The 21671-nt window shown below is 52.3% G+C and carries 21 protein-coding genes, 2 tRNA genes and 4 rRNA genes; 16 read left to right on the top strand and 11 right to left on the bottom strand.

Translation table 11 applies throughout. The features are described 5' to 3' along the window. The first annotated feature begins 8 nt into the window (after positions 1–8). The 4 genes from rplQ to ABFV38_RS20080 all read left to right on the top strand — a co-directional run bounded on the left by rplQ (position 9) and on the right by ABFV38_RS20080 (position 1596). Entirely contained in the window at positions 9–392 is a 384-nt protein-coding gene (gene rplQ / locus ABFV38_RS20095; RefSeq protein ID WP_001216368.1) for a 50S ribosomal protein L17, read from the top strand. Between the two features lie 107 nt (positions 393–499). Next, positions 500–868, top strand: coding sequence for a DUF1992 domain-containing protein (locus ABFV38_RS20090; protein ID WP_048030953.1), 369 nt, complete (start codon positions 500–502; stop codon positions 866–868). A 2-nt stretch (positions 869–870) separates the two neighbouring features. Then, on the top strand, positions 871–1296 hold the full coding sequence (gene zntR, locus ABFV38_RS20085; protein ID WP_021242972.1) for a Zn(2+)-responsive transcriptional regulator: 426 nt from the start codon (positions 871–873) through the stop codon (positions 1294–1296). A 57-nt stretch (positions 1297–1353) separates the two neighbouring features. Beyond that, positions 1354–1596 (top strand): alternative ribosome-rescue factor A, encoded by a 243-nt coding sequence (locus ABFV38_RS20080; RefSeq protein WP_045909530.1) that lies wholly within the window; start codon positions 1354–1356, stop codon positions 1594–1596. Here the strand turns inward: ABFV38_RS20080 and mscL are convergent. The 5 genes from mscL to def form a co-directional block, all read right to left on the bottom strand. Next, on the bottom strand, positions 1570–1980 hold the full coding sequence (gene mscL / locus ABFV38_RS20075) for a large-conductance mechanosensitive channel protein MscL (protein WP_025759210.1): 411 nt from the start codon (positions 1978–1980) through the stop codon (positions 1570–1572). The two genes, ABFV38_RS20080 and mscL, sit on opposite strands and share 27 nt — an antisense overlap. A gap of 146 nt (positions 1981–2126) precedes the next feature. Further along, on the bottom strand, positions 2127–3503 hold the full coding sequence (gene trkA / locus ABFV38_RS20070) for a Trk system potassium transporter TrkA (RefSeq protein WP_025759209.1): 1377 nt from the start codon (positions 3501–3503) through the stop codon (positions 2127–2129). Positions 3504–3525: 22 nt separating this feature from the next. Further along, positions 3526–4812, bottom strand: coding sequence for a 16S rRNA (cytosine(967)-C(5))-methyltransferase RsmB (gene rsmB, locus ABFV38_RS20065; protein WP_235404443.1), 1287 nt, complete (start codon positions 4810–4812; stop codon positions 3526–3528). Between the two features lie 52 nt (positions 4813–4864). Next, the gene (gene fmt, locus ABFV38_RS20060; RefSeq protein ID WP_235404441.1) at positions 4865–5812 is read right to left on the bottom strand and encodes a methionyl-tRNA formyltransferase; all 948 of its coding nucleotides are present in this window, start codon (positions 5810–5812) and stop codon (positions 4865–4867) included. Between the two features lie 25 nt (positions 5813–5837). Continuing rightward, positions 5838–6347 (bottom strand): peptide deformylase, encoded by a 510-nt coding sequence (gene def, locus ABFV38_RS20055; RefSeq protein ID WP_008503479.1) that lies wholly within the window; start codon positions 6345–6347, stop codon positions 5838–5840. Positions 6348–6474: 127 nt separating this feature from the next. Between def and dprA the strand changes: the two genes are divergently transcribed. The 6 genes from dprA to ABFV38_RS20025 are packed head-to-tail and all read left to right on the top strand — an operon-like array spanning position 6475 to position 10258. After that, on the top strand, positions 6475–7599 hold the full coding sequence (dprA, locus tag ABFV38_RS20050; protein WP_235404439.1) for a DNA-protecting protein DprA: 1125 nt from the start codon (positions 6475–6477) through the stop codon (positions 7597–7599). Then, a complete protein-coding gene (gene smg, locus ABFV38_RS20045) occupies positions 7571–8044 on the top strand; it encodes a DUF494 family protein Smg (protein ID WP_008503477.1) in 474 nt (157 codons plus the stop codon). Before dprA ends, smg begins: the two co-directional genes overlap by 29 nt. A 26-nt stretch (positions 8045–8070) precedes the next feature. Next, on the top strand, positions 8071–8625 hold the full coding sequence (locus tag ABFV38_RS20040) for a topoisomerase DNA-binding C4 zinc finger domain-containing protein (RefSeq protein ID WP_045909528.1): 555 nt from the start codon (positions 8071–8073) through the stop codon (positions 8623–8625). Beyond that, on the top strand, positions 8618–9190 hold the full coding sequence (tsaC, locus tag ABFV38_RS20035; RefSeq protein WP_008503475.1) for an L-threonylcarbamoyladenylate synthase type 1 TsaC: 573 nt from the start codon (positions 8618–8620) through the stop codon (positions 9188–9190). The genes ABFV38_RS20040 and tsaC overlap by 8 nt, the downstream gene beginning before the upstream one ends. Positions 9191–9194: 4 nt before the next feature. Beyond that, on the top strand, positions 9195–10013 hold the full coding sequence (aroE, locus tag ABFV38_RS20030) for a shikimate dehydrogenase (RefSeq protein ID WP_023326206.1): 819 nt from the start codon (positions 9195–9197) through the stop codon (positions 10011–10013). Further along, a complete protein-coding gene (locus ABFV38_RS20025; RefSeq protein WP_104949987.1) occupies positions 10010–10258 on the top strand; it encodes a DUF1488 domain-containing protein in 249 nt (82 codons plus the stop codon). The genes aroE and ABFV38_RS20025 overlap by 4 nt, the downstream gene beginning before the upstream one ends. On the opposite strand, the gene ABFV38_RS20020 is transcribed toward ABFV38_RS20025, so the two are convergent. Further along, positions 10234–10788 (bottom strand): gamma carbonic anhydrase family protein, encoded by a 555-nt coding sequence (locus ABFV38_RS20020; RefSeq protein WP_048030960.1) that lies wholly within the window; start codon positions 10786–10788, stop codon positions 10234–10236. The genes ABFV38_RS20025 and ABFV38_RS20020 overlap by 25 nt on opposite strands. A gap of 471 nt (positions 10789–11259) precedes the next feature. Here ABFV38_RS20020 and ABFV38_RS20015 point away from each other — a divergent pair. The 6 genes from ABFV38_RS20015 (at position 11260) to rrf (ABFV38_RS19990) (ending at position 16485) form a co-directional block, all read left to right on the top strand. Further along, positions 11260–12799 (top strand): 16S ribosomal RNA (locus ABFV38_RS20015). Positions 12800–12884: 85 nt separating this feature from the next. Continuing rightward, positions 12885–12960, top strand: a tRNA-Glu gene (locus ABFV38_RS20010). A 183-nt stretch (positions 12961–13143) separates the two neighbouring features. Next, positions 13144–16048, top strand: a 23S ribosomal RNA gene (locus ABFV38_RS20005). 72 nt (positions 16049–16120) lie between these two features. Next, positions 16121–16236 (top strand): 5S ribosomal RNA (gene rrf, locus ABFV38_RS20000). A 14-nt stretch (positions 16237–16250) separates the two neighbouring features. Beyond that, positions 16251–16326, top strand: a tRNA-Thr gene (locus ABFV38_RS19995). Between the two features lie 43 nt (positions 16327–16369). Beyond that, positions 16370–16485 (top strand): 5S ribosomal RNA (gene rrf, locus ABFV38_RS19990). The 16S, 23S and 5S rRNA genes sit together here with 2 tRNA genes alongside, the layout of an rRNA operon. A 106-nt stretch (positions 16486–16591) precedes the next feature. On the opposite strand, the gene ABFV38_RS19985 is transcribed toward rrf (ABFV38_RS19990), so the two are convergent. The 5 genes from ABFV38_RS19985 to ABFV38_RS19965 form a co-directional block, all read right to left on the bottom strand. Next, positions 16592–17350: an amino acid ABC transporter ATP-binding protein gene (locus ABFV38_RS19985; RefSeq protein WP_014171880.1), complete on the bottom strand. Its 759-nt coding sequence runs from the start codon at positions 17348–17350 to the stop codon at positions 16592–16594. Positions 17351–17357: 7 nt separating this feature from the next. After that, positions 17358–18461: an amino acid ABC transporter permease gene (locus ABFV38_RS19980; RefSeq protein ID WP_348957899.1), complete on the bottom strand. Its 1104-nt coding sequence runs from the start codon at positions 18459–18461 to the stop codon at positions 17358–17360. A 9-nt stretch (positions 18462–18470) separates the two neighbouring features. After that, positions 18471–19652, bottom strand: coding sequence for an amino acid ABC transporter permease (locus ABFV38_RS19975; protein ID WP_111967943.1), 1182 nt, complete (start codon positions 19650–19652; stop codon positions 18471–18473). 67 nt (positions 19653–19719) lie between these two features. Next, on the bottom strand, positions 19720–20745 hold the full coding sequence (locus tag ABFV38_RS19970; RefSeq protein WP_047071242.1) for an amino acid ABC transporter substrate-binding protein: 1026 nt from the start codon (positions 20743–20745) through the stop codon (positions 19720–19722). A 473-nt stretch (positions 20746–21218) separates the two neighbouring features. Further along, positions 21219–21440, bottom strand: coding sequence for a lipoprotein (locus ABFV38_RS19965; RefSeq protein ID WP_008502867.1), 222 nt, complete (start codon positions 21438–21440; stop codon positions 21219–21221). Positions 21441–21671: the final 231 nt, after the last annotated feature.

Raw genomic sequence — 21671 nt, 5'->3', positions numbered from 1 at the left:
ATAAGGTCATGCGCCATCGTAAGAGTGGTCGTCAACTGAACCGCAACAGCAGCCATCGCCAGGCTATGTTCCGCAACATGGCAGGTTCACTGGTTCGTCATGAGATCATCAAGACGACCCTGCCTAAAGCGAAAGAGCTGCGTCGCGTAGTTGAGCCGCTGATTACTCTTGCCAAGACTGACAGCGTTGCTAATCGTCGTCTGGCATTCGCCCGTACTCGTGATAACGAGATCGTGGCAAAACTGTTTAACGAACTGGGCCCGCGTTTCGCGAGCCGTGCCGGTGGTTACACTCGCATTCTGAAGTGTGGTTTCCGTGCAGGCGACAACGCGCCGATGGCTTACATCGAGCTGGTTGATCGTTCAGAGAAAGCAGAAGCTGCTGCAGAGTAATCTGCAGTAACGTAAAAAAACCCGCTCCGGCGGGTTTTTTTATATCCGCGATATCCCCACTTCTCTACAATGTCTGTATCAATTCTGTTCATCCTCTGGAGCTGGTAATGTGGTTGCTCGACCAGTGGGCAGAACGCCATATTCGCGATGCCCAAAAAAAAGGTGAATTCGACGATCTTCCGGGACGCGGCGAACCCCTTGTGCTTGACGATGACTCGCACATTGCGCCTGAACTACGGGCGGGCTACCGTTTACTGAAAAATGCAGGCTGTCTCCCTCCGGAACTTGAACAGCGCAGAGAGGCTGTTGAACTGGCCGATCTGCTGAAAGGGATCCGTCAGGACGATCCGCGACATTCTGAACTGAGCCGCCGTCTGGCCCTGCTTGAACTTAAGCTGCGCCAGGCAGGAATGAACACTGACTTTCTGCACGGTGAATACGGTGAAAGCTTGTTGCGGAAAATAAACGAGGAGTAGTTATGTACCGTATCGGTGAACTTGCGAAGCTTGCGAACGTCACGCCGGATACCATCCGATATTACGAAAAGCAGCAGATGATTGACCATGAAGTCCGTACTGAAGGTGGCTTTCGACTTTATACCGATAACGATCTGCAGCGCCTGCGGTTTATTCGTTATGCGCGCCAGCTCGGTTTCACATTAGACTCGATCCGCGAGCTATTATCGATCCGCATCGATCCGGCACATCACACCTGCCAGGAGTCTAAAAGCATTGTGCAGGCCCGGCTGGATGAAGTGGAAGCACGCATTCAGGAACTGCAGACCATGCAGCGCTCTCTGCAAAGGCTGAATGATGCCTGCTGCGGTACGGCCCACAGCAGTATTTATTGTTCCATACTGGAAGCCCTTGAACAGGGGGCCAGTGGAGAAACCGAGGACTGTTGATTTTTAGTCCATCCGGATCTAGACTCCCGTCGTCATAAACCATGCTCAGGAGAATTTATGAGCCGCTATCAGCACACGAAAGGGCAGATAAAAGACAATGCCATTGAGGCACTACTTCACGACCCGCTATTCAGACAACGTGTTGAGAAGAACAAAAAAGGGAAAGGGAGTTATCTGCGTAAAGACAAGCATGCAAAACGGGGTAACTGGGAGGCCAGTGGCAAACAAGCGAATCGCTTATTTACCACTGGCCTTCCTGCTTTAAGCTTTCGATTAAACGCGGTTGTTCTGCTCTTTTAACAGATCGCGAATCTCACTCAGCAGCACTTCTTCTTTTGTAGGTGCAGGCGCCGCTGCCGGCTCTTCTTTTTTACGGTTCAGCTTGTTAATCAGCTTGATAGCCATAAAAATGGCAAACGCCACAATCACGAAATCAAATACGTTCTGAATAAATACGCCGTAGTGCATCACGACTGCCGGAACATCACCTTGTGCTTCACGCAGCGTGAAAGCGAATTGTTTGAAATCAATGCCCCCGATCAGCAACCCTAAAGGTGGCATGATAATGTCGGCCACTAATGATGAAACAATCTTGCCGAATGCCGCACCAATAATGACACCCACTGCCAAATCCACCACGTTTCCGCGCATCGCAAATTCGCGAAATTCTTTAATAAAACTCATTTTGTTCTCCTTGTGCCAGCTGACGACTATAAGTTTAACAAATGATTAGCTAATTGCCATTCGGGATAATTAAACGTTATGAAAAATAAAAGGCACAGAAATGAAAAGGATAAAGGGCGGGTGCACTTTTTCAGGCACCCGACACATTAAAGGAAGAATGGGCTGGGCTGGAATAAACGTTCGACGTCGGTAATAAACTTTTTATCGGTAAGGAACATAATAACGTGATCGCCTTGCTCAATACGTAAATTATCATTGGCAATCATGACATCATTTCCGCGCACGACGGCACCGATAATCGTTCCCGGTGGCAGCTTAATTTCGTCTATCGAACGGCCCACGACGCGTGACGTGGTTTCATCTCCGTGCGCCACGGCTTCAATGGCTTCCGCGACACCGCGGCGGAGCGATGACACCCCGACAATATCGGCTTTACGCACATGGCTCAGGAGCGCGGAAATGGTCGCCTGCTGAGGTGAAATGGCAATATCAATGACGCTGCCCTGCACCAGATCAACGTATGCCCGACGCTGGATAAGCACCATGACCTTTTTGGCCCCCATGCGTTTGGCGAGCATGGCGGACATTATATTCGCTTCATCGTCGTTGGTGACGGCAATAAAGAGATCAACTTGATCAATATGCTCTTCAGCCAGTAATTCCTGATCGGACGCATCGCCATAAAATACGATCGTATTTTGCAGTTTTTCCGCCAGTTCAGCAGCACGCTGCTGATCGCGCTCGATCAACTTCACGCTGTAATCTTTTTCCAGTCGGTGTGCCAGACCTGCACCGATATTGCCGCCGCCGACCAGCATAATGCGTTTATAGGGTTTTTCCAGACGCTGAAGTTCACTCATCACCGCACGAATATGCTGTGAAGCTGCAATAAAGAAGACTTCATCACCGGCTTCGACAATCGTGGAGCCCTGCGGGCGGATTGGCCTGTCGTGACGGAAAATGGCTGCGACGCGCGTATCGATATGCGGCATGTGCTCGCGCATGGTGGAAAGCGCATTGCCGATCAATGGCCCGCCGTAATAGGCCTTGACGACGGCCAGGCTCACTTTACCTTCGGCAAAATTCACTACCTGCAGGGCGCCCGGATATTCGATCAGACGGTAGATATTATCGATAACCAGCTGTTCTGGGGCGATGAGATGATCAATAGGGACCGCTTCTGAGTTAAACAGCTTCTCAGCATCGCGGACATAGTCCGGAGAGCGAATGCGCGCGATTCGGTTTGGCGTGTTGAAAAGCGAGTAGGCCACCTGACAGGCCACCATATTGGTTTCGTCAGAACTGGTCACCGCAACCAGCATATCGGCATCGTCAGCGCCCGCCTCACGAAGAACGCGCGGGTGCGAACCATGGCCCTGCACAACGCGCAGGTCAAATTTGTCCTGCAAAACACGCAGGCGATCGCCGTTGGTATCCACGATGGTGATGTCGTTGTTTTCGCCAACCAGGTTTTCCGCCAGCGTTCCGCCAACCTGTCCTGCGCCCAGAATGATAATCTTCATATCTCGTGACCTGTTCTCAACATCACTCTTTGATTAGCTTAGCGTAAAAGAAGCCATCACCCTCTTCTGCACCCGGCAGATTCTGCTGACCCGGGCGTTCAGGCGTTCCCGTATCGCGCAGCGCCGCGTCCGGGGTACGTTTAAGGAAGGCCGCGATTTGCTGAATGTTTTCTTCAGGAAGTACCGAGCAGGTCGCATACACCAGCGTGCCGCCGGGCTTGAGATGCGGCCAGATGGCGTCGAGGATGTCGGATTGCAGCTGGGCAAGTTCGTTAATATCACGATCGCGGCGCAGCCACTTGATATCCGGATGACGACGAATCACGCCGGTTGCAGAGCAGGGGGCATCCAGCAAAATGCGATCGAATTGTGTTTCACCACACCATTCTGCGGGTTTGCGTCCATCGCCTTGCTTAACCTGCGCCTTCATGCCCAGGCGCTTGAGGTTGTCATAGACGCGTGAAAGACGCTGCTCATCAACATCCACCGCCATCACGCTGGCCTGCGGAGCCACTTCAAGAATATGCGTCGTTTTGCCCCCTGGCGCGGCGCAGAGATCGAGGATCTGCTCACCGTTTTGGGGTTCAAGCCAGGTCATGCAACCCTGAGCAGAAGCATCCTGTACCGTTACCCAACCCTCTTCAAAGCCGGGTAATGCATGTACCGGTGCAGGCGATGCTAAGCGCACGGCATCAGGATATGCGTCATGGGTGAAGCCGCTCATTCCAGCTTCTTCGAGTAATGCCAGCCATGCGTCACGGGTGTGGTGATTACGATTCACGCGTAACCACATTGGCGGACGCTGGTTGTTGGCATCAGCAATGTCCTGCCACTGCTGCGGATAAGCTTTTTTCAGGCGCTTCAACAGCCAGTCCGGATGCAGGAAGCGCGCTTCGTTTTGGGCAAATTCAGCCAGAAGCTCATCCTGCTGTCGCTGGAACTGGCGCAATACGCCGTTGATCAGCCCTTTCAGCTGAGGACGTTTAATCGCAACGGCACCTTCCACCGTCTCTGCCAGCGCGGCGTGAGGTGGGATGCGGGTATGAAGAAGCTGATAAAAACCCACCATAATCAAATAATGTACGGTGCGCTGCTTGCCCGTCATTGGGCGGGACATCAGCTTATTAATCAGCCACTCAAGCTGAGAGAGTGTGCGCAGAACGCCAAAGCAGAGCTCCTGAAGCAGGGCTTTATCTTTATCAGAAACTTTTTGCTGCAGGGGAGGCAGGACGTTGCTCAATGACTGGCCCTGCTCGATAACCTGCTCGACGGCCTGAGCCGCCATACTGCGTAGATTTTGTTTTTTCATAACCGTAAAAATAAAAATGCCCGGAAACACCGGGCCTTAAGAATAAATTTGCTTAGGCAAGGCGATTGCCCGGGATAAACCATTCACGACGGGAATTTAACAGATCCTGAGCGCTCATGGCTTTCTTACCGGCCGGTTGGAGCGATTCAAGATTCAAAATCCCTTGCGCAGTTGCCACCTGGATGCCGTTCTTACTGGCATCAATAATCGTACCGGGTTCCGCCGTCGTCGCACCGCTAATGACGGAGGCCTTCCAGACTTTTACTGGCTGCTCATCAATTTCCATCCAGCTCATTGGCCACGGATTAAAAGCGCGAATGCAGCGTTCAAGTTGAGCGGCTGACAGGGACCAGTCGATACGCGCTTCTTCTTTGCTCAGCTTTTCGGCGTAGGTTACCAGTGCGTCATCCTGAACTTCCGGTTTTGCCGTATTGTCAGCAAGCTGCTGAAGCGTCTCGATAAGACCTTGTGGGCCAAGGTCTGCCAGTTTGTCATACAGCGTGGCGCTGGTATCGTCTGGCGTAATGGGGCAGGACAGTTTATACAGCATGTCGCCGGTGTCTAAACCTACGTCCATCTTCATGATGGTCACGCCCGTTTCGGCATCACCCGCCCACAGCGCGCGCTGGATAGGAGCTGCACCACGCCAGCGTGGGAGCAGAGACCCATGCACGTTGATACAACCCAGGCGCGGCATATCAAGCACGGCTTTTGGCAGAATTAAACCGTAAGCCACCACCACCATTACGTCGGCATTCAGGTCAGCAACCAGCTGCTGATTTTCCTGCGGGCGCAGCGATGCGGGCTGAAAAACGGGAAGCCCATGCTCTTCTGCCAGCACTTTGACCGGGCTCGGCATCAGTTTTTTGCCGCGACCAGCAGGACGGTCCGGCTGGGTAAAGACGCCAACAACCTGGTGACCAGACGATAACAGCGCGTCAAGATGACGCGCTGCAAAATCAGGGGTTCCCGCGAAGATAATACGTAGTGTTTTAGACACGATGATCCTTGTATCCGGGGGGATGTTATGCGCGAGAACGCAAACGATCCAGTTTCTCTACTTTCTGACGAATACGCTGCTGTTTCAGCGGCGAGAGATAATCGATAAACAGTTTACCGACCAGGTGATCCATCTCATGCTGAATACAAATTGCCAGCAGGTCGTCTGCCTCCAGTTCGAACGGATTACCGTCACGATCCAGGGCGCGAATTTTCACTTTTTCAGCACGCGGCACTAACGCACGCTGTTCAGGAATAGACAGACAGCCTTCCTCAATACCGGTTTCGCCACTCTTTTCGAGCAGCTCAGGGTTGATCAGCACCAAGCGGCCATCGCGATTTTCCGAAACATCAATCACGATAATACGCTTGTGAATGTCCACCTGCGTCGCCGCCAGGCCAATGCCTTCTTCGGCGTACATGGTATCGAACATATCATCAACGATACGCTGGATTTCTGCATTCACTTCTTTGACCGGTTCAGCGACGATGCGAAGGCGCTCGTCCGGAATATGTAACACTTGCAAAACTGCCATAAATTTCCAGAGTCGTGTTCAGGAGTTGATAAGAATACTCCCTCTATTCTAGACAAATCCCCCATCGATTGACAGCATCAGTGACCAATCGCAATGATTGCGGAGAGCGCTTATGGCAGGGGAAAGGATGACGTCTACCGAGATTTGGCTACGGCTCATGCACACAAGTTCTCTGTGTGGTGATGTCATGGTGGAAGCGGCAGCACGACTGCAGAGGCAGGAAGGCATCGATACGCTTGTCTTAAGAAATGCTGGACTGACAGCAAAGCAGGCTGAACGGTTCGTTGCGTTCGATGAGAGTGAGCTGGAACGTAGCCTGATATGGCTTGAGCAGCCGGGACATCATTTATTAACGGCCAATCATTCCCTTTATCCCCCTTTGCTCCGCACGATCCCTGACTATCCCGGGGCTTTATTCATAAAAGGTAACCCTGAGACGCTTAATACCGTTCAGCTGGCGGTGGTAGGCAGTCGTGCGCCGTCATGGTACGGCGAGCGATGGGGGAAAATCCTGTGCGAACAACTTTCACAAAGTGGTTTCACGATTACCAGCGGGTTGGCCTGTGGTATTGACGGCGTAGCCCACAGCGCGGCGCTGTCAGTAAAAGGACGAAGTGTCGCGGTGCTGGGGAACGGCCTTTTTAGCATTTACCCACGCCGGCATCAGGCATTGGCGATGCGGCTTATTGAGTCTGACGGCGCGATAGTGTCTGAGTTTCCGCTTTCCGCGCAGCCCCGACCGGCAAACTTTCCGCGTCGTAATCGCATCATCAGCGGCCTTAGCAAAGGCGTGCTGGTGGTCGAAGCCGCGCGGCGAAGCGGTTCGCTGGTCACGGCACGGTGCGCGCTCGAACAGGGGCGAGAAGTCTTCGCCTTGCCAGGCCCGATAGGTAATCCCGGATGCGAGGGACCGCACTGGCTGATTAAGCAGGGGGCAACACCGGTAACGGAAGTCGGGGACATTCTTGAAAATTTGCAATATGGGCTGCAATGGCTGCAGGAAGATCCCGAAAAGCGACAATATTCATCAGATCAGGGAAAGGTGGCATTGCCATTTCCCAAGCTCCTGGCTAACGTAGGAGATGAGGTAACACCTGTTGACGTTGTCGCTGAACGTGCCGGCCAACCTGTGCCAGTAACGGTAGCACAGCTACTCGAACTGGAGTTAGCAGGGTGGATCGCAGCTGTACCCGGCGGCTATGTCCGATTAAGGAGGGCATGCCATGTTCGACGTACTGATGTATTTGTTTGAGACTTACATCCATAACGAAGCAGAAATGCGAGTGGATCAGGACAAGTTGACACAGGATCTTACCGATGCGGGATTTGAGCGGGAAGATATCTACAATGCGTTGATGTGGCTGGAAAAACTGGCTGATTATCAGGAAGGCCTTGCCGAACCGATGCAGCTTGCTTCTGACCCATTGTCAGTACGCATTTATACCGCTGAAGAGTGTGAACGGCTGGACGCCAGCTGCCGGGGATTCATTTTATTCCTTGAGCAGATTCAGGTGCTAAACCTCGAAACGAGAGAAATGGTGATAGAGCGCGTCATGGCGCTGGATACGGCAGAATTTGAACTGGAAGATCTCAAGTGGGTGATCCTGATGGTTCTGTTTAATATCCCGGGCTGTGAAAATGCCTATCAGCAAATGGAAGAATTACTCTTTGAAGTGAATGAAGGTATGCTGCACTAATTCAATGTGCAGCACCAAGAGTTGTTATGGCCAAATCAGCACTGTTCACGGTGCACAAAAACGAGCCCTGCCCGCAGTGCGGGGCTGAACTTGTTATTCGGTCCGGGAAACACGGCCCGTTTCTCGGTTGTTCTCACTATCCGGAATGTGATTATGTTCGTCCTCTGAAAAGCCAGGCGGATGGACATATCGTTAAAATTCTGGAGGGTCAGCTGTGCCCTCTCTGCGGTGGCGAACTCGCGCTACGCCAGGGGCGTTTCGGCATGTTTATTGGATGTAGCCGCTACCCGGAATGTGAACATACGGAACAAATTGATAAGCCTGATGAAACGGCAATTGCCTGCCCTCAGTGTCAGCGCGGTCAGCTGGTACAGCGCCGTTCCCGTTATGGTAAGACCTTCCATTCGTGCGATCGCTACCCTGACTGCCAGTTCGTTATCAATTTTAAGCCGGTAGCGGGAATCTGCCCTCATTGCAATTATCCGCTACTAATAGAGAAAAAAACCGCGCAAGGCATGAAACGCTTCTGCGCCAGTAAACAATGTGGAAAGCCGGTAACGGCGGATCAATATAGTGAATAATAACCTGCCATCAGGCTCTATTGCTCATGCAGTGGACGTACTGAAAAATGAAGAAGTCATCGCCTATCCAACTGAAGCTGTTTTTGGGGTCGGTTGCGATCCTGACAGCGAGACGGCTGTGAGCCGTCTGCTTACCCTGAAACAAAGACCCGTCGAGAAAGGACTGATTTTGATCGCTGCGAATTACGAGCAGCTTAAGCCCTATATTGATGACTCTATGCTAACGCCAGCACAGCGCGAGACAATCTTCTCCGCATGGCCTGGACCGGTCACCTTTGTCTTCCCGGCGCAGCCGACAACTCCGCGCTGGTTAACCGGACGCTTTGATTCCCTTGCCGTTCGGGTCACTGACCATCCGCTGGTGGTGGAGCTGTGCCTGGCATTTGGTAAACCACTGGTCTCAACCAGCGCCAACCTGACCGGGCAGCCGCCATGTCGGACAACCGAAGAAGTGCTGGCGCAGTTCGGGAATGACTTCCCTGTCGCTGTCGGTGAAACGGGAGGGCGCCTGAATCCATCTGAAATTCGCGACGCTTTGACCGGCGAACGTTTTCGCCAGGGGTAATCTCATGGAAACCTATGCTGTTTTTGGTAATCCCATTGCACACAGCAAGTCACCGTTGATCCATCAGCAGTTCGCGGAGCAGCTGCAGATAGATCATCCCTATGGTCGCGTACTGGCGCCAGTGGATGCCTTTATCCCTACGCTTGAGGCCTTTTTCGCCGCGGGGGGCAAAGGCGCGAATGTGACGGTCCCGTTTAAAGAAGAAGCCTTCGAACGTGCGGATGAGCTGACCGAACGCGCTTCACTTGCTGGTGCAGTCAATACCCTAAAACGGCTTGAGGATGGACGCCTTCTGGGGGACAACACCGACGGGATTGGTTTACTCAGCGATCTGGAAAGACTCTCCTTTATCAAGCCCGGATTCCGAATCCTGCTGATTGGCGCGGGTGGCGCATCACGGGGCGTTCTGTTGCCTCTGCTTTCACTGGACTGTTCGGTGACCATCACGAACAGAACCTTTTCCCGGGCAGAAGCGCTGGCGGCGTTGTTTGCGCATACCGGCAGCGTGAGCGCGGTAGCGCTTGACGATCTTGTCGAACGTGAGTTCGATCTTGTCATTAATGCCACATCCAGCGGCATCAACGGTGAGATCCCGGCGATCCCCGCTTCGCTGGTCAGTGCGCATATGTACTTCTATGACATGTTCTATCAGAAAGGGAAGACGCCTTTCCTGAACTGGTGTGAACAACACGGCGCGAAACAGTTAGCCGATGGGCTGGGAATGCTGGTGGGGCAGGCTGCGCATGCGGTGCTGCTCTGGCACGGCGTGTTGCCTGCGGTCGAGCCGGTCATTGAAAAGCTAAAGCAGGAGCTTTCGGCGTGAATCAGGCTATTCATTTCCCGGACAGAGAGAGCTGGGATGAGCATAAACAAGCGGTCTGTTTTCCGGTGCTGGTGCAGGGCATGCAACTTACCTGTGCCATCTATGGAGAAACGCTGTTGCATCGTTTTGGCGGCACAGACCCGCTAGCGGTATTTTGCGAAAATCGCTGGGATCTGGAAGAGGAAGCCAGCGATTTAATCCGCGAACAGCAGGAAGACGATCAGGGCTGGGTTTGGTTATCCTGATCCAGATAGTCATTCTTCCATTTTACGTAGTTGTTCGCCGAGTATTTTAATCCTTCGATCTCTGCCTCCTTAAGGGGGCGGATCTGTTTTACCGGACTTCCCAGATAGAGATAACCGCTCTCCAGCCGTTTGTTCTGCGGGACCAGGCTACCGGCACCAATCATTACGTCATCTTCTACTATGACGCCATCCAGCAAAATCGACCCCATGCCAACAAGGACGCGATTTCCGATCGTGCAGCCGTGGAGCATCACTTTATGGCCGACGGTAACATCCTCTCCAATGATGAGGGGATTACCCTCGGGGTTATAGGAGGATTTGTGCGTGACATGCAGAACGCTACCGTCCTGAATGTTGGTACGTGCACCAATCGACACATAGTTAACATCTCCCCTGATGGCGACGAGCGGCCAGATGCTGACATCTTCGGCCATTCGCACATCACCAACGACCACGCTGCTGGCATCGATCATCACGCGATCGCCTTTTTGGGGGAACAGATCTTTATAAGGACGCAATACTGCAGACATATCTACCTCTAAGAATGAGCGCTATACAGAAGACTTTGATCGTATTAATGGATCGAGGCAAGGCAAAATACGTCAATATTTAAGCAGATCGGGCGGGATTTCAGCGAAAAGCGCGGAAAATCAGCAGTCGGAAAAAAAGATCTAAAAAATACTTGTGCTAAAAATTGGGATCCCTATAATGCGCCTCCATCGACACGGCGGATGTGAAACACTTCACAGACAACGCGGTCGGTTGAAGAGAAAAAATCCTGAAATAACGGGTTGACTCTGAAAGAGGAAAGCGTAATATACGCCACCTCGCAACGGTGAGCGAAAGCCGCGTTGCACTGCTCTTTAACAATTTATCAGACAATCTGTGTGGGCACTCAAAGTGACATGGATTCTTAATGTCTTCGGACAATAAATGAATACCAAGTCTCTGAGTGAACATGCGTAATTCATTACGAAGTTTAATTCACGAGCATCAAACTTAAATTGAAGAGTTTGATCATGGCTCAGATTGAACGCTGGCGGCAGGCCTAACACATGCAAGTCGAGCGGTAACACAGGGAGCTTGCTCCTGGGTGACGAGCGGCGGACGGGTGAGTAATGTCTGGGAAACTGCCTGATGGAGGGGGATAACTACTGGAAACGGTAGCTAATACCGCATAACGTCGCAAGACCAAAGAGGGGGACCTTCGGGCCTCTTGCCATCAGATGTGCCCAGATGGGATTAGCTAGTAGGTGGGGTAACGGCTCACCTAGGCGACGATCCCTAGCTGGTCTGAGAGGATGACCAGCCACACTGGAACTGAGACACGGTCCAGACTCCTACGGGAGGCAGCAGTGGGGAATATTGCACAATGGGCGCAAGCCTGATGCAGCCATGCCGCGTGTATGAAGAAGGCCTTCGGGTTGTAAAGTACTTTCAGCGGGGAGGAAGGTGTTGAGGTTAATAACCTCAGCAATTGACGTTACCCGCAGAAGAAGCACCGGCTAACTCCGTGCCAGCAGCCGCGGTAATACGGAGGGTGCAAGCGTTAATCGGAATTACTGGGCGTAAAGCGCACGCAGGCGGTCTGTCAAGTCGGATGTGAAATCCCCGGGCTCAACCTGGGAACTGCATTCGAAACTGGCAGGCTAGAGTCTTGTAGAGGGGGGTAGAATTCCAGGTGTAGCGGTGAAATGCGTAGAGATCTGGAGGAATACCGGTGGCGAAGGCGGCCCCCTGGACAAAGACTGACGCTCAGGTGCGAAAGCGTGGGGAGCAAACAGGATTAGATACCCTGGTAGTCCACGCCGTAAACGATGTCGACTTGGAGGTTGTGCCCTTGAGGCGTGGCTTCCGGAGCTAACGCGTTAAGTCGACCGCCTGGGGAGTACGGCCGCAAGGTTAAAACTCAAATGAATTGACGGGGGCCCGCACAAGCGGTGGAGCATGTGGTTTAATTCGATGCAACGCGAAGAACCTTACCTACTCTTGACATCCAGAGAACTTTCCAGAGATGGATTGGTGCCTTCGGGAACTCTGAGACAGGTGCTGCATGGCTGTCGTCAGCTCGTGTTGTGAAATGTTGGGTTAAGTCCCGCAACGAGCGCAACCCTTATCCTTTGTTGCCAGCGGTTAGGCCGGGAACTCAAAGGAGACTGCCAGTGATAAACTGGAGGAAGGTGGGGATGACGTCAAGTCATCATGGCCCTTACGAGTAGGGCTACACACGTGCTACAATGGCGCATACAAAGAGAAGCGACCTCGCGAGAGCAAGCGGACCTCATAAAGTGCGTCGTAGTCCGGATTGGAGTCTGCAACTCGACTCCATGAAGTCGGAATCGCTAGTAATCGTAGATCAGAATGCTACGGTGAATACGTTCCCGGGCCTTGTACACACCGCCCGTCACACCATGGGAGTGGGTTGCAAAAGAAGTAGGTAGCTTAACCTTCGGGAGGGCGCTTACCACTTTGTGATTCATGACTGGGGTGAAGTCGTAACAAGGTAACCGTAGGGGAACCTGCGGTTGGATCACCTCCTTACCTTAAAGAACCTGCCTTTGCAGTGCTCACACAGATTGTCTGATGAAAAGTAAATAGCAAGGCGTCTTGCGATTGAGACTTCAGTGTCCCCTTCGTCTAGAGGCCCAGGACACCGCCCTTTCACGGCGGTAACAGGGGTTCGAATCCCCTAGGGGACGCCACTTGCTGGTTCGTGAGTGAAAGTCACCTGCCGTCATATCTCAAAACTGACTTGCGAGTCATGTTTGAGATATTTGCTCTTTAAAAATCTGGATCAAGCTGAAAATTGAAACGACACATCTTAAATGGTGTGTTCGAGTCTCTCAAATTTTCGCAATCAGAAGTGAAACATCTTCGGGTTGTGAGGTTAAGCGACTAAGCGTACACGGTGGATGCCCTGGCAGTCAGAGGCGATGAAGGACGTGCTAATCTGCGAAAAGCGCCGGCGAGGTGATATGAACCTTTGACCCGGCGATGTCCGAATGGGGAAACCCAGTGTGATTCGTCACACTATCGTTAACTGAATACATAGGTTAACGAGGCGAACCGGGGGAACTGAAACATCTAAGTACCCCGAGGAAAAGAAATCAACCGAGATTCCCCCAGTAGCGGCGAGCGAACGGGGAGCAGCCCAGAGTCTGAATCAGCTTGTGTGTTAGTGGAAGCGTCTGGAAAGTCGCACGGTACAGGGTGACAGTCCCGTACACGAAAACACACAGGTTGTGAACTCGAAGAGTAGGGCGGGACACGTGGTATCCTGTCTGAATATGGGGGGACCATCCTCCAAGGCTAAATACTCCTGACTGACCGATAGTGAACCAGTACCGTGAGGGAAAGGCGAAAAGAACCCCGGCGAGGGGAGTGAAAAAGAACCTGAAACCGTGTACGTACAAGCAGTGGGAGCACCCTTGTGGTGTGACTGCGTACCTTTTGTATAATGGGTCAGCGACTTATATTCTGTAGCAAGGTTAACCGTATAGGGGAGCCGAAGGGAAACCGAGTCTTAACTGGGCGTTAAGTTGCAGGGTATAGACCCGAAACCCGGTGATCTAGCCATGGGCAGGTTGAAGGTTGGGTAACACTAACTGGAGGACCGAACCGACTAATGTTGAAAAATTAGCGGATGACTTGTGGCTGGGGGTGAAAGGCCAATCAAACCGGGAGATAGCTGGTTCTCCCCGAAAGCTATTTAGGTAGCGCCTCGTGAACTCATCTTCGGGGGTAGAGCACTGTTTCGGCTAGGGGGCCATCCCGGCTTACCAACCCGATGCAAACTACGAATACCGAAGAATGTTATCACGGGAGACACACGGCGGGTGCTAACGTCCGTCGTGAAGAGGGAAACAACCCAGACCGCCAGCTAAGGTCCCAAAGTCATGGTTAAGTGGGAAACGATGTGGGAAGGCACAGACAGCCAGGATGTTGGCTTAGAAGCAGCCATCATTTAAAGAAAGCGTAATAGCTCACTGGTCGAGTCGGCCTGCGCGGAAGATGTAACGGGGCTAAACCATGCACCGAAGCTGCGGCAGCGACACTATGTGTTGTTGGGTAGGGGAGCGTTCTGTAAGCCGTTGAAGGTGTGCTGTGAGGCATGCTGGAGGTATCAGAAGTGCGAATGCTGACATAAGTAACGATAAAGCGGGTGAAAAGCCCGCTCGCCGGAAGACCAAGGGTTCCTGTCCAACGTTAATCGGGGCAGGGTGAGTCGACCCCTAAGGCGAGGCCGAAAGGCGTAGTCGATGGGAAACAGGTTAATATTCCTGTACTTGGTGTTACTGCGAAGGGGGGACGGAGAAGGCTATGTTAGCCGGGCGACGGTTGTCCCGGTTTAAGCATGTAGGCGGAGGTTCCAGGTAAATCCGGTACCTTATTAACGCTGAGGTGTGATGACGAGGCACTACGGTGCTGAAGTAACAAATGCCCTGCTTCCAGGAAAAGCCTCTAAGCATCAGGTAACATTAAATCGTACCCCAAACCGACACAGGTGGTCAGGTAGAGAATACCAAGGCGCTTGAGAGAACTCGGGTGAAGGAACTAGGCAAAATGGTGCCGTAACTTCGGGAGAAGGCACGCTGATATGTAGGTGAAGCCCCTGCGGGTGGAGCTGAAATCAGTCGAAGATACCAGCTGGCTGCAACTGTTTATTAAAAACACAGCACTGTGCAAACACGAAAGTGGACGTATACGGTGTGACGCCTGCCCGGTGCCGGAAGGTTAATTGATGGGGTTAGCGGCAACGCGAAGCTCTTGATCGAAGCCCCGGTAAACGGCGGCCGTAACTATAACGGTCCTAAGGTAGCGAAATTCCTTGTCGGGTAAGTTCCGACCTGCACGAATGGCGTAATGATGGCCAGGCTGTCTCCACCCGAGACTCAGTGAAATTGAACTCGCTGTGAAGATGCAGTGTACCCGCGGCAAGACGGAAAGACCCCGTGAACCTTTACTATAGCTTGACACTGAACACTGGTCCTTGATGTGTAGGATAGGTGGGAGGCTTTGAAGTGTGGACGCCAGTCTGCGTGGAGCCGTCCTTGAAATACCACCCTTTAATGGCTGGTGTTCTAACGTAGACCCGTGATCCGGGTTGCGGACAGTGTCTGGTGGGTAGTTTGACTGGGGCGGTCTCCTCCCAAAGAGTAACGGAGGAGCACGAAGGTTAGCTAATCCTGGTCGGACATCAGGAGGTTAGTGCAATGGCATAAGCTAGCTTGACTGCGAGAGTGACGGCTCGAGCAGGTGCGAAAGCAGGTCATAGTGATCCGGTGGTTCTGAATGGAAGGGCCATCGCTCAACGGATAAAAGGTACTCCGGGGATAACAGGCTGATACCGCCCAAGAGTTCATATCGACGGCGGTGTTTGGCACCTCGATGTCGGCTCATCACATCCTGGGGCTGAAGTAGGTCCCAAGGGTATGGCTGTTCGCCATTTAAAGTGGTACGCGAGCTGGGTTTAGAACGTCGTGAGACAGTTCGGTCCCTATCTGCCGTGGGCGCTGGAGAATTGAGGGGGGCTGCTCCTAGTACGAGAGGACCGGAGTGGACGCATCACTGGTGTTCGGGTTGTCATGCCAATGGCACTGCCCGGTAGCTAAATGCGGAAAAGATAAGTGCTGAAAGCATCTAAGCACGAAACTTGCCCCGAGATGAGTTCTCCCTGAGACTTTAAGTCTCCTGAAGGAACGTTGAAGACGACGACGTTGATAGGTCGGGTGTGTAAGCGCAGCGATGCGTTGAGCTAACCGATACTAATGAACCGTGAGGCTTAACCTTACAACGCCGAAGATGTTTTGGCGAAGAGACGAACAATCAAAATTCAGCCTTGATACAGATGAACAGAATTTGCCTGGCGGCTTTAGCGCGGTGGTCCCACCTGACCCCATGCCGAACTCAGAAGTGAAACGCCGTAGCGCCGATGGTAGTGTGGGGTCTCCCCATGTGAGAGTAGGGAACTGCCAGGCATCAAATTTAGCGTGCTGATATGGCTCAGTTGGTAGAGCGCACCCTTGGTAAGGGTGAGGTCCCCAGTTCGACTCTGGGTATCAGCACCACTTTATACTTAGGTTAAAGTTCGGCAAGAAGTAAAAGAATTTGTCTGGCGGCTTTAGCGCGGTGGTCCCACCTGACCCCATGCCGAACTCAGAAGTGAAACGCCGTAGCGCCGATGGTAGTGTGGGGTCTCCCCATGTGAGAGTAGGGAACTGCCAGACATCAAACAAGTGAAGAGGCCATCCGAAAGGATGGCCTTTTTGCGTTATGATTCTCGTGAAAACGGTAGGCCCGGTAAGCGCAGCGCCACCGGGCAAAAAAAGCAGATTAATGGATCACCTGCGACAGGAATGCTCGCGTACGTTCTGACTTCGGATGCGCAAAGAACTCATCCGGCGGCGCCTGCTCAACAATCTCCCCACGGTCCATAAAGATCACCCGGTCAGCCACGGTTCTCGCGAACCCCATCTCATGCGTGACGCACAGCATAGTCATGCCGGATTGTGCCAGACCAATCATGGTATCCAGAACCTCCTTCACCATTTCCGGATCGAGAGCTGATGTCGGTTCATCAAACAGCATAATTTTCGGTTTCATACACAGTGAACGGGCGATAGCCACACGCTGCTGCTGGCCACCCGATATCTGGCCAGGGAACTTATTCGCATGCTCTGCGATACGTACACGCTCCAGGTAGTGCATTGCCAGCGCCTCGGCTTCCTTTTTCGGCATCTTCCGTACCCAAATCGGTGCAAGCGTACAGTTCTGCAGAACGGTCAGGTGCGGAAACAGATTAAAGTGCTGAAAGACCATTCCCACTTCCTGACGCACGCGTTCGATATTGCGGATATCTTCATTCAGCTCGATACCATCAACCACGATGCGTCCTTGCTGATGCTCTTCAAGATGGTTAATGCAGCGAATGGTTGTGGATTTCCCGGACCCGGAAGGGCCGCACAGGACAATGCGTTCGCCCTGCTTGACCTTGAGATTAATGTCCTTCAGGACATGAAACTGTCCGTACCATTTGTTCACGTTTTCCAGCGTAATCATCGCGTCGGCGGGTGTCATAGTTATTTGGCTCATATTTTCCTCAGTGCGGTGTACGCCCGGTGTTAAAGCGCTTTTCCAGATGCTGGCTGTAGCGCGACATGCTAAAACAAAAGATCCAGTAGATCAGGGCAGCAAAGACATATCCTTCGGTGGACATGCCCAGCCAGACAGGGTCAACGGTTGCCTGCTGCACGCTGCTAAAGAGATCGAACAATCCGATGATGATCACCAGGCTGGTATCCTTGAAGAGGGCAATGATCGTGTTGACCAGACCCGGGATGACCAGCTTGAGTGCCTGGGGAAGAATGACCAGCCCCTGCGTTTTCCAGTAGCCGAGCGCCAGTGATTCTGCCGCTTCGTACTGGCCTTTAGGCAACGCCTGCAGACCACCGCGCACAACTTCAGCAACATAGGCGGACTGGAAGAGAATTACCCCGACCAGGGCACGGATCAGTTTGTCGATCGTTGTGCCTTCAGCCATAAACAGCGGCAGCATGACCGACGACATAAACAGGACGGTGATAAGCGGTACGCCGCGCCAGAACTCAATGAAGATAACGGAGAGCACGCGGACGATCGGCATTTTTGAACGTCGCCCCAGAGCAAGTAGAATCCCCCACGGCAGAGCACCGGCTATCCCCACTGATGCGATAATCAACGTCAGCGTCAGCCCGCCCCACTGACGTGTTTCAACGCGTTCCAGCCCCAGAAAACCGCCATAGAGCAGCACCCAGACAATAATCGGATAAACCATCGCCCAGACGGCAATATAGCGTCCACGGTGAGGCAGCTTTTTCCAGAACATGACTGCGACAGAGAGCAGACCGATAACCAGCGCCAGATTAATCCGCCAGCGCTGTTCATGCGGATACAACCCATACATGAACTGACCAAAGCGTTCATGGATAAATACCCAGCAGGCGCCGGCTTTTGTACAGTCTGCCCGGGTTGAACCGACCCAGTTAGCCTGTAAAAACGCCCAGTTCAGCAGGGGAGGAATCAACTCCCACATGAGCCACAAGCAGACAATCGTCAGCAGGCTGTTACTCCAGCTGGAGAACAGATTCTTGCGCGCCCAGAGAATGAAACGTCCGCCTGTCGAGTTGGCAGGGCGCGAGGAGTGCGACAGTATCGCTTTTGTCATCATAAATCCTTAGCGCTCGACCAGTGCTATACGACGGTTATAGAGGTTCATCAGTAGTGAAATTACCAGGCTGATGATGAGATAGACAGACATGGTGATGGCGATGGTTTCAATGGCTTGTCCGGTCTGGTTAAGCACGGTTCCGGCGAAGAGTGACACCATATCGGGATAACCAATGGCAGCGGCCAGCGACGAGTTTTTGACAATATTAAGATACTGGCTGGTCAGCGGCGGAATGATGACCCGTAAAGCCTGCGGGATGATGACCTGGCGAAGCGTCACCGTATGCGGTAATCCCAGTGAGCGTGCCGCCTCGTGCTGTCCGTAAGGTACGGCCTGGATCCCGGCACGGATAATCTCGGCAATAAACGCGGACGTATAAATCGACAGCGCCAATGTCAGAGCTGCCAGCTCAGGAATTAATACCATCCCGCCCTGAAAGTTAAAGCCCCGCAGATGAGGAACATCCCAGTGCAGTGCGGCCCCAAACAGCCAGTGAGCCACCAGCGGCAGGCTAACGAACAGGACGACTGCCGTCGGCCAGGTTCTGCGAAGCTGGCCGGTTTTGATCTGATGCGTGCGGTTAAAACGGAATACCCCAGTAGTGAGAGCAAGCGCGATCGCAATCGCGCCGATAAAAGCGTACAGACCTTCACCCGGCAGAGGAGAAGGAATGGACAGCCCACGGTTGCTCAGGAAAAAAAGCTCAAACGCGTCGACGGCCTGACGGGGGCCGGGTAGGTTACGCAATACGGCAAAATACCAGAAGAAGATCTGCAGGAGCGGGGGGATATTGCGGAACGTTTCAATATAAACAGTCGACAGCTTCCGCAAGAGCCAGTTTTCAGAAAGACGTGCCAGGCCAATAAAGAAGCCCAGTATCGACGCGAAGACGATACAAAGCGCCGATACCAGCAGCGTATTCAGTAAACCGACCACGAACACGCGTCCATACGTGTCACCTTCCTGGTAATCAATAAGATGCTGAACAATGCCAAACCCCGCGCTGCGATCTAAAAACGCGAAACCGGAGGTAATGCCGCGATTATTCAGGTTGGTGATGGTGTTATGGATGAGATACACGGCGATGAGAACAACCGCAACAATAGCAATAATCTGGAATAGCCAGGCGCGGACCGCGGGATGAGAAAAGGATAGCGATCCTTTTACGGCTGAGCGGCGATGGGACATAAAGAAACCTCAGTATCCATGACTCTGGAGTGGGCACTGCCAGAGCAGTGCCCGTTACAGCTATGACTTAACGTACTGGTGGTGCGTACTGAATACCGCCGTTGTTCCAGAGATTGTTCTGGCCGCGTTTGATCTTCAGCGGGCTTTCCGATCCCACGTTGCGTTCAAAGATCTCAGAGTAGTTGCCCACCTGTTTGATGATGTTGTAGGCCCACTTGTTATCCAGCTTCAGATCCTTGCCGAAATCACCTTCTGTACCCAGCAGGTGTGCCATATCCGGGTTGGATGGTTTAGCCGCTTTCTCATCCACGTTTTTCGAGTTGATGCCCATCTCTTCTGCGTTCAGCATGGCAAACAGCGTCCAGCGAACAATGGAGAACCAGTCTTCATCGCCACGACGTACCACCGGTCCGAGAGGTTCTTTGGAGATCACTTCAGGCAGAACAATCCATTCTGCAGGATTGCTCAGCTTAATGCGTAAGGCATACAGCTGTGACTGGTCAGAGGCCAGCGTGTCGCAACGGCCGGATTCCAGCGCTTTGGCCGACTCATCCGAGCGGTCGAATGTCACTGGCGTGTATTTCATGTTATTTGCTTTGAAATAATCGGCGACGTTCAGTTCGGTATCGGTGCCCGCCTGAATACAAACGGTAGCGCCATCCAGCTCTTTGGCGCTTTTCAGGCCCGCTTTATTGTGGGTCAGGAAGCCGATACCGTCATAATAGGTCACGCCCGTGAATGACATCCCCATCCCTGCGTCGCGGGAGGAAGTCCAGGTGGTATTACGGGAGAGCATGTCAACCTCACCGGACTGCAGCGCCGTAAAGCGTTCTTTCGCCGTCAGCGGGGTATATTTTACTTTGCTGTCATCACCAAAAACGGCGGCAGCAACGCCACGGCAGACGTCCACATCGATACCGGTAAATTTGCCGTTCGCATCGGCATAAGAGAAGCCAGGCAAACCGTCACTGATACCGCATTGAACAAAACCTTTCTTTTTAACGGCATCCAGTGTCGTTCCCGCATGGGCTTGACCGGCTACGGCAAACATCATGCCTGCAGCGGCCAGGCTGGCTATCATCGTCTTTTTCATAATGCATCCTGTGTGGCGAAATTTATCGTTATAGAGGCGTTTTTAAACGCTTTACCTGTCTGTGGCGTTGGCCAACGTTTATAAAGCAAACGTAATGCCAGTTTTGCGTTCGACAAAATAAGAGATGAGTGAACGCTTAATGCTGAGTGTAGACAGGCTTAAATAAAACGAGCGCCCTGAAACGGTGCGAAATTACAACCTGCGCCACAAATTGGAGCAAAAGTTTTGAGTCGCGTCAGGAAAAAAACAAGATAGTTTCCAGCGTGAATATTGGCAGGGTAGTCAATAATATTAATGTGTGAAAATCATCACAATAGAACCGGTAATTTAAATGAGTATACGAAAAAGATGTGACTGGTTTCAGGATGAAATGAACAGCGCGAATAAATACGGGGCTATTTTTTTACTTATTTGAAAATAGTGCACTGATTAAAAGCAAAAGCGCGGCCAGAGCCGCGCTTTCTTAACAGCTGTTACTTCGTCAGGGCAACAATACCCAGCGTCAAACCTGCCACTGCGGCAGCACCGCCGGCGATAGCACCCGCAGTTTCCCAGTTATCCTGGGTGGTGCCTTTCATGCAGGTATTGGTATGAACCAGTCGGCCCTGGTCGTCGTAAACCGGTACACATGGAGAGTCGTGCGCGCAACCAGCAAGCAGCGCAGCGAGTAGTGCAACGGAAATGAATCTTTTCATGATGTTACCTCAATATTATTTCTCATCCGCTATAAAGCCAGGAGGGCAATTAACGAACTGGAGGTTATTTTACCACCGGGGTAAGTCCGCGTTACACGAGGAATAATCTCAAATTATGTAGTTTGTAAAAATCGTGGAGAAAAGTCGGTTTCAGGACGAATTAATGGAGACATTATGAAGCTGCAAGAGAGTATTTTTACTTAATGCAAATCATCGTATTTTTAACATTAG

This window comes from Enterobacter cloacae complex sp. Mu1197 (assembly GCF_040059225.1).
In the GTDB taxonomy this organism is placed as follows: Bacteria; Pseudomonadota; Gammaproteobacteria; order Enterobacterales; family Enterobacteriaceae; genus Enterobacter; species Enterobacter quasiroggenkampii.
Note: the sequence above shows the minus strand (reverse complement) of the source record. Positions and strands in the feature narration are given on the sequence as shown.

What these genes read in the sequence shown, in the direction of transcription:
- rsmB (WP_235404443.1), bottom strand. Translation starts at nt 4,812, where the DNA reads ATGAAAAAACAAAATCTACGCAGTATGGCGGCTCAGGCCGTCGAGCAG.
- ABFV38_RS19965 (WP_008502867.1), bottom strand. Translation starts at nt 21,440, where the DNA reads ATGAAAAGATTCATTTCCGTTGCACTACTCGCTGCGCTGCTTGCTGGT.
- ABFV38_RS19975 (WP_111967943.1), bottom strand. Translation starts at nt 19,652, where the DNA reads ATGTCCCATCGCCGCTCAGCCGTAAAAGGATCGCTATCCTTTTCTCAT.
- aroE (WP_023326206.1), top strand. Translation starts at nt 9,195, where the DNA reads ATGGAAACCTATGCTGTTTTTGGTAATCCCATTGCACACAGCAAGTCA.
- ABFV38_RS20040 (WP_045909528.1), top strand. Translation starts at nt 8,071, where the DNA reads ATGGCCAAATCAGCACTGTTCACGGTGCACAAAAACGAGCCCTGCCCG.
- zntR (WP_021242972.1), top strand. Translation starts at nt 871, where the DNA reads ATGTACCGTATCGGTGAACTTGCGAAGCTTGCGAACGTCACGCCGGAT.
- dprA (WP_235404439.1), top strand. Translation starts at nt 6,475, where the DNA reads ATGACGTCTACCGAGATTTGGCTACGGCTCATGCACACAAGTTCTCTG.
- ABFV38_RS20090 (WP_048030953.1), top strand. Translation starts at nt 500, where the DNA reads ATGTGGTTGCTCGACCAGTGGGCAGAACGCCATATTCGCGATGCCCAA.
- ABFV38_RS19980 (WP_348957899.1), bottom strand. Translation starts at nt 18,461, where the DNA reads ATGACAAAAGCGATACTGTCGCACTCCTCGCGCCCTGCCAACTCGACA.
- smg (WP_008503477.1), top strand. Translation starts at nt 7,571, where the DNA reads ATGTTCGACGTACTGATGTATTTGTTTGAGACTTACATCCATAACGAA.
- ABFV38_RS19970 (WP_047071242.1), bottom strand. Translation starts at nt 20,745, where the DNA reads ATGAAAAAGACGATGATAGCCAGCCTGGCCGCTGCAGGCATGATGTTT.
- rplQ (WP_001216368.1), top strand. Translation starts at nt 9, where the DNA reads ATGCGCCATCGTAAGAGTGGTCGTCAACTGAACCGCAACAGCAGCCAT.
- ABFV38_RS19985 (WP_014171880.1), bottom strand. Translation starts at nt 17,350, where the DNA reads ATGAGCCAAATAACTATGACACCCGCCGACGCGATGATTACGCTGGAA.
- mscL (WP_025759210.1), bottom strand. Translation starts at nt 1,980, where the DNA reads ATGAGTTTTATTAAAGAATTTCGCGAATTTGCGATGCGCGGAAACGTG.
- trkA (WP_025759209.1), bottom strand. Translation starts at nt 3,503, where the DNA reads ATGAAGATTATCATTCTGGGCGCAGGACAGGTTGGCGGAACGCTGGCG.
- def (WP_008503479.1), bottom strand. Translation starts at nt 6,347, where the DNA reads ATGGCAGTTTTGCAAGTGTTACATATTCCGGACGAGCGCCTTCGCATC.
- ABFV38_RS20020 (WP_048030960.1), bottom strand. Translation starts at nt 10,788, where the DNA reads ATGTCTGCAGTATTGCGTCCTTATAAAGATCTGTTCCCCCAAAAAGGC.
- ABFV38_RS20080 (WP_045909530.1), top strand. Translation starts at nt 1,354, where the DNA reads ATGAGCCGCTATCAGCACACGAAAGGGCAGATAAAAGACAATGCCATT.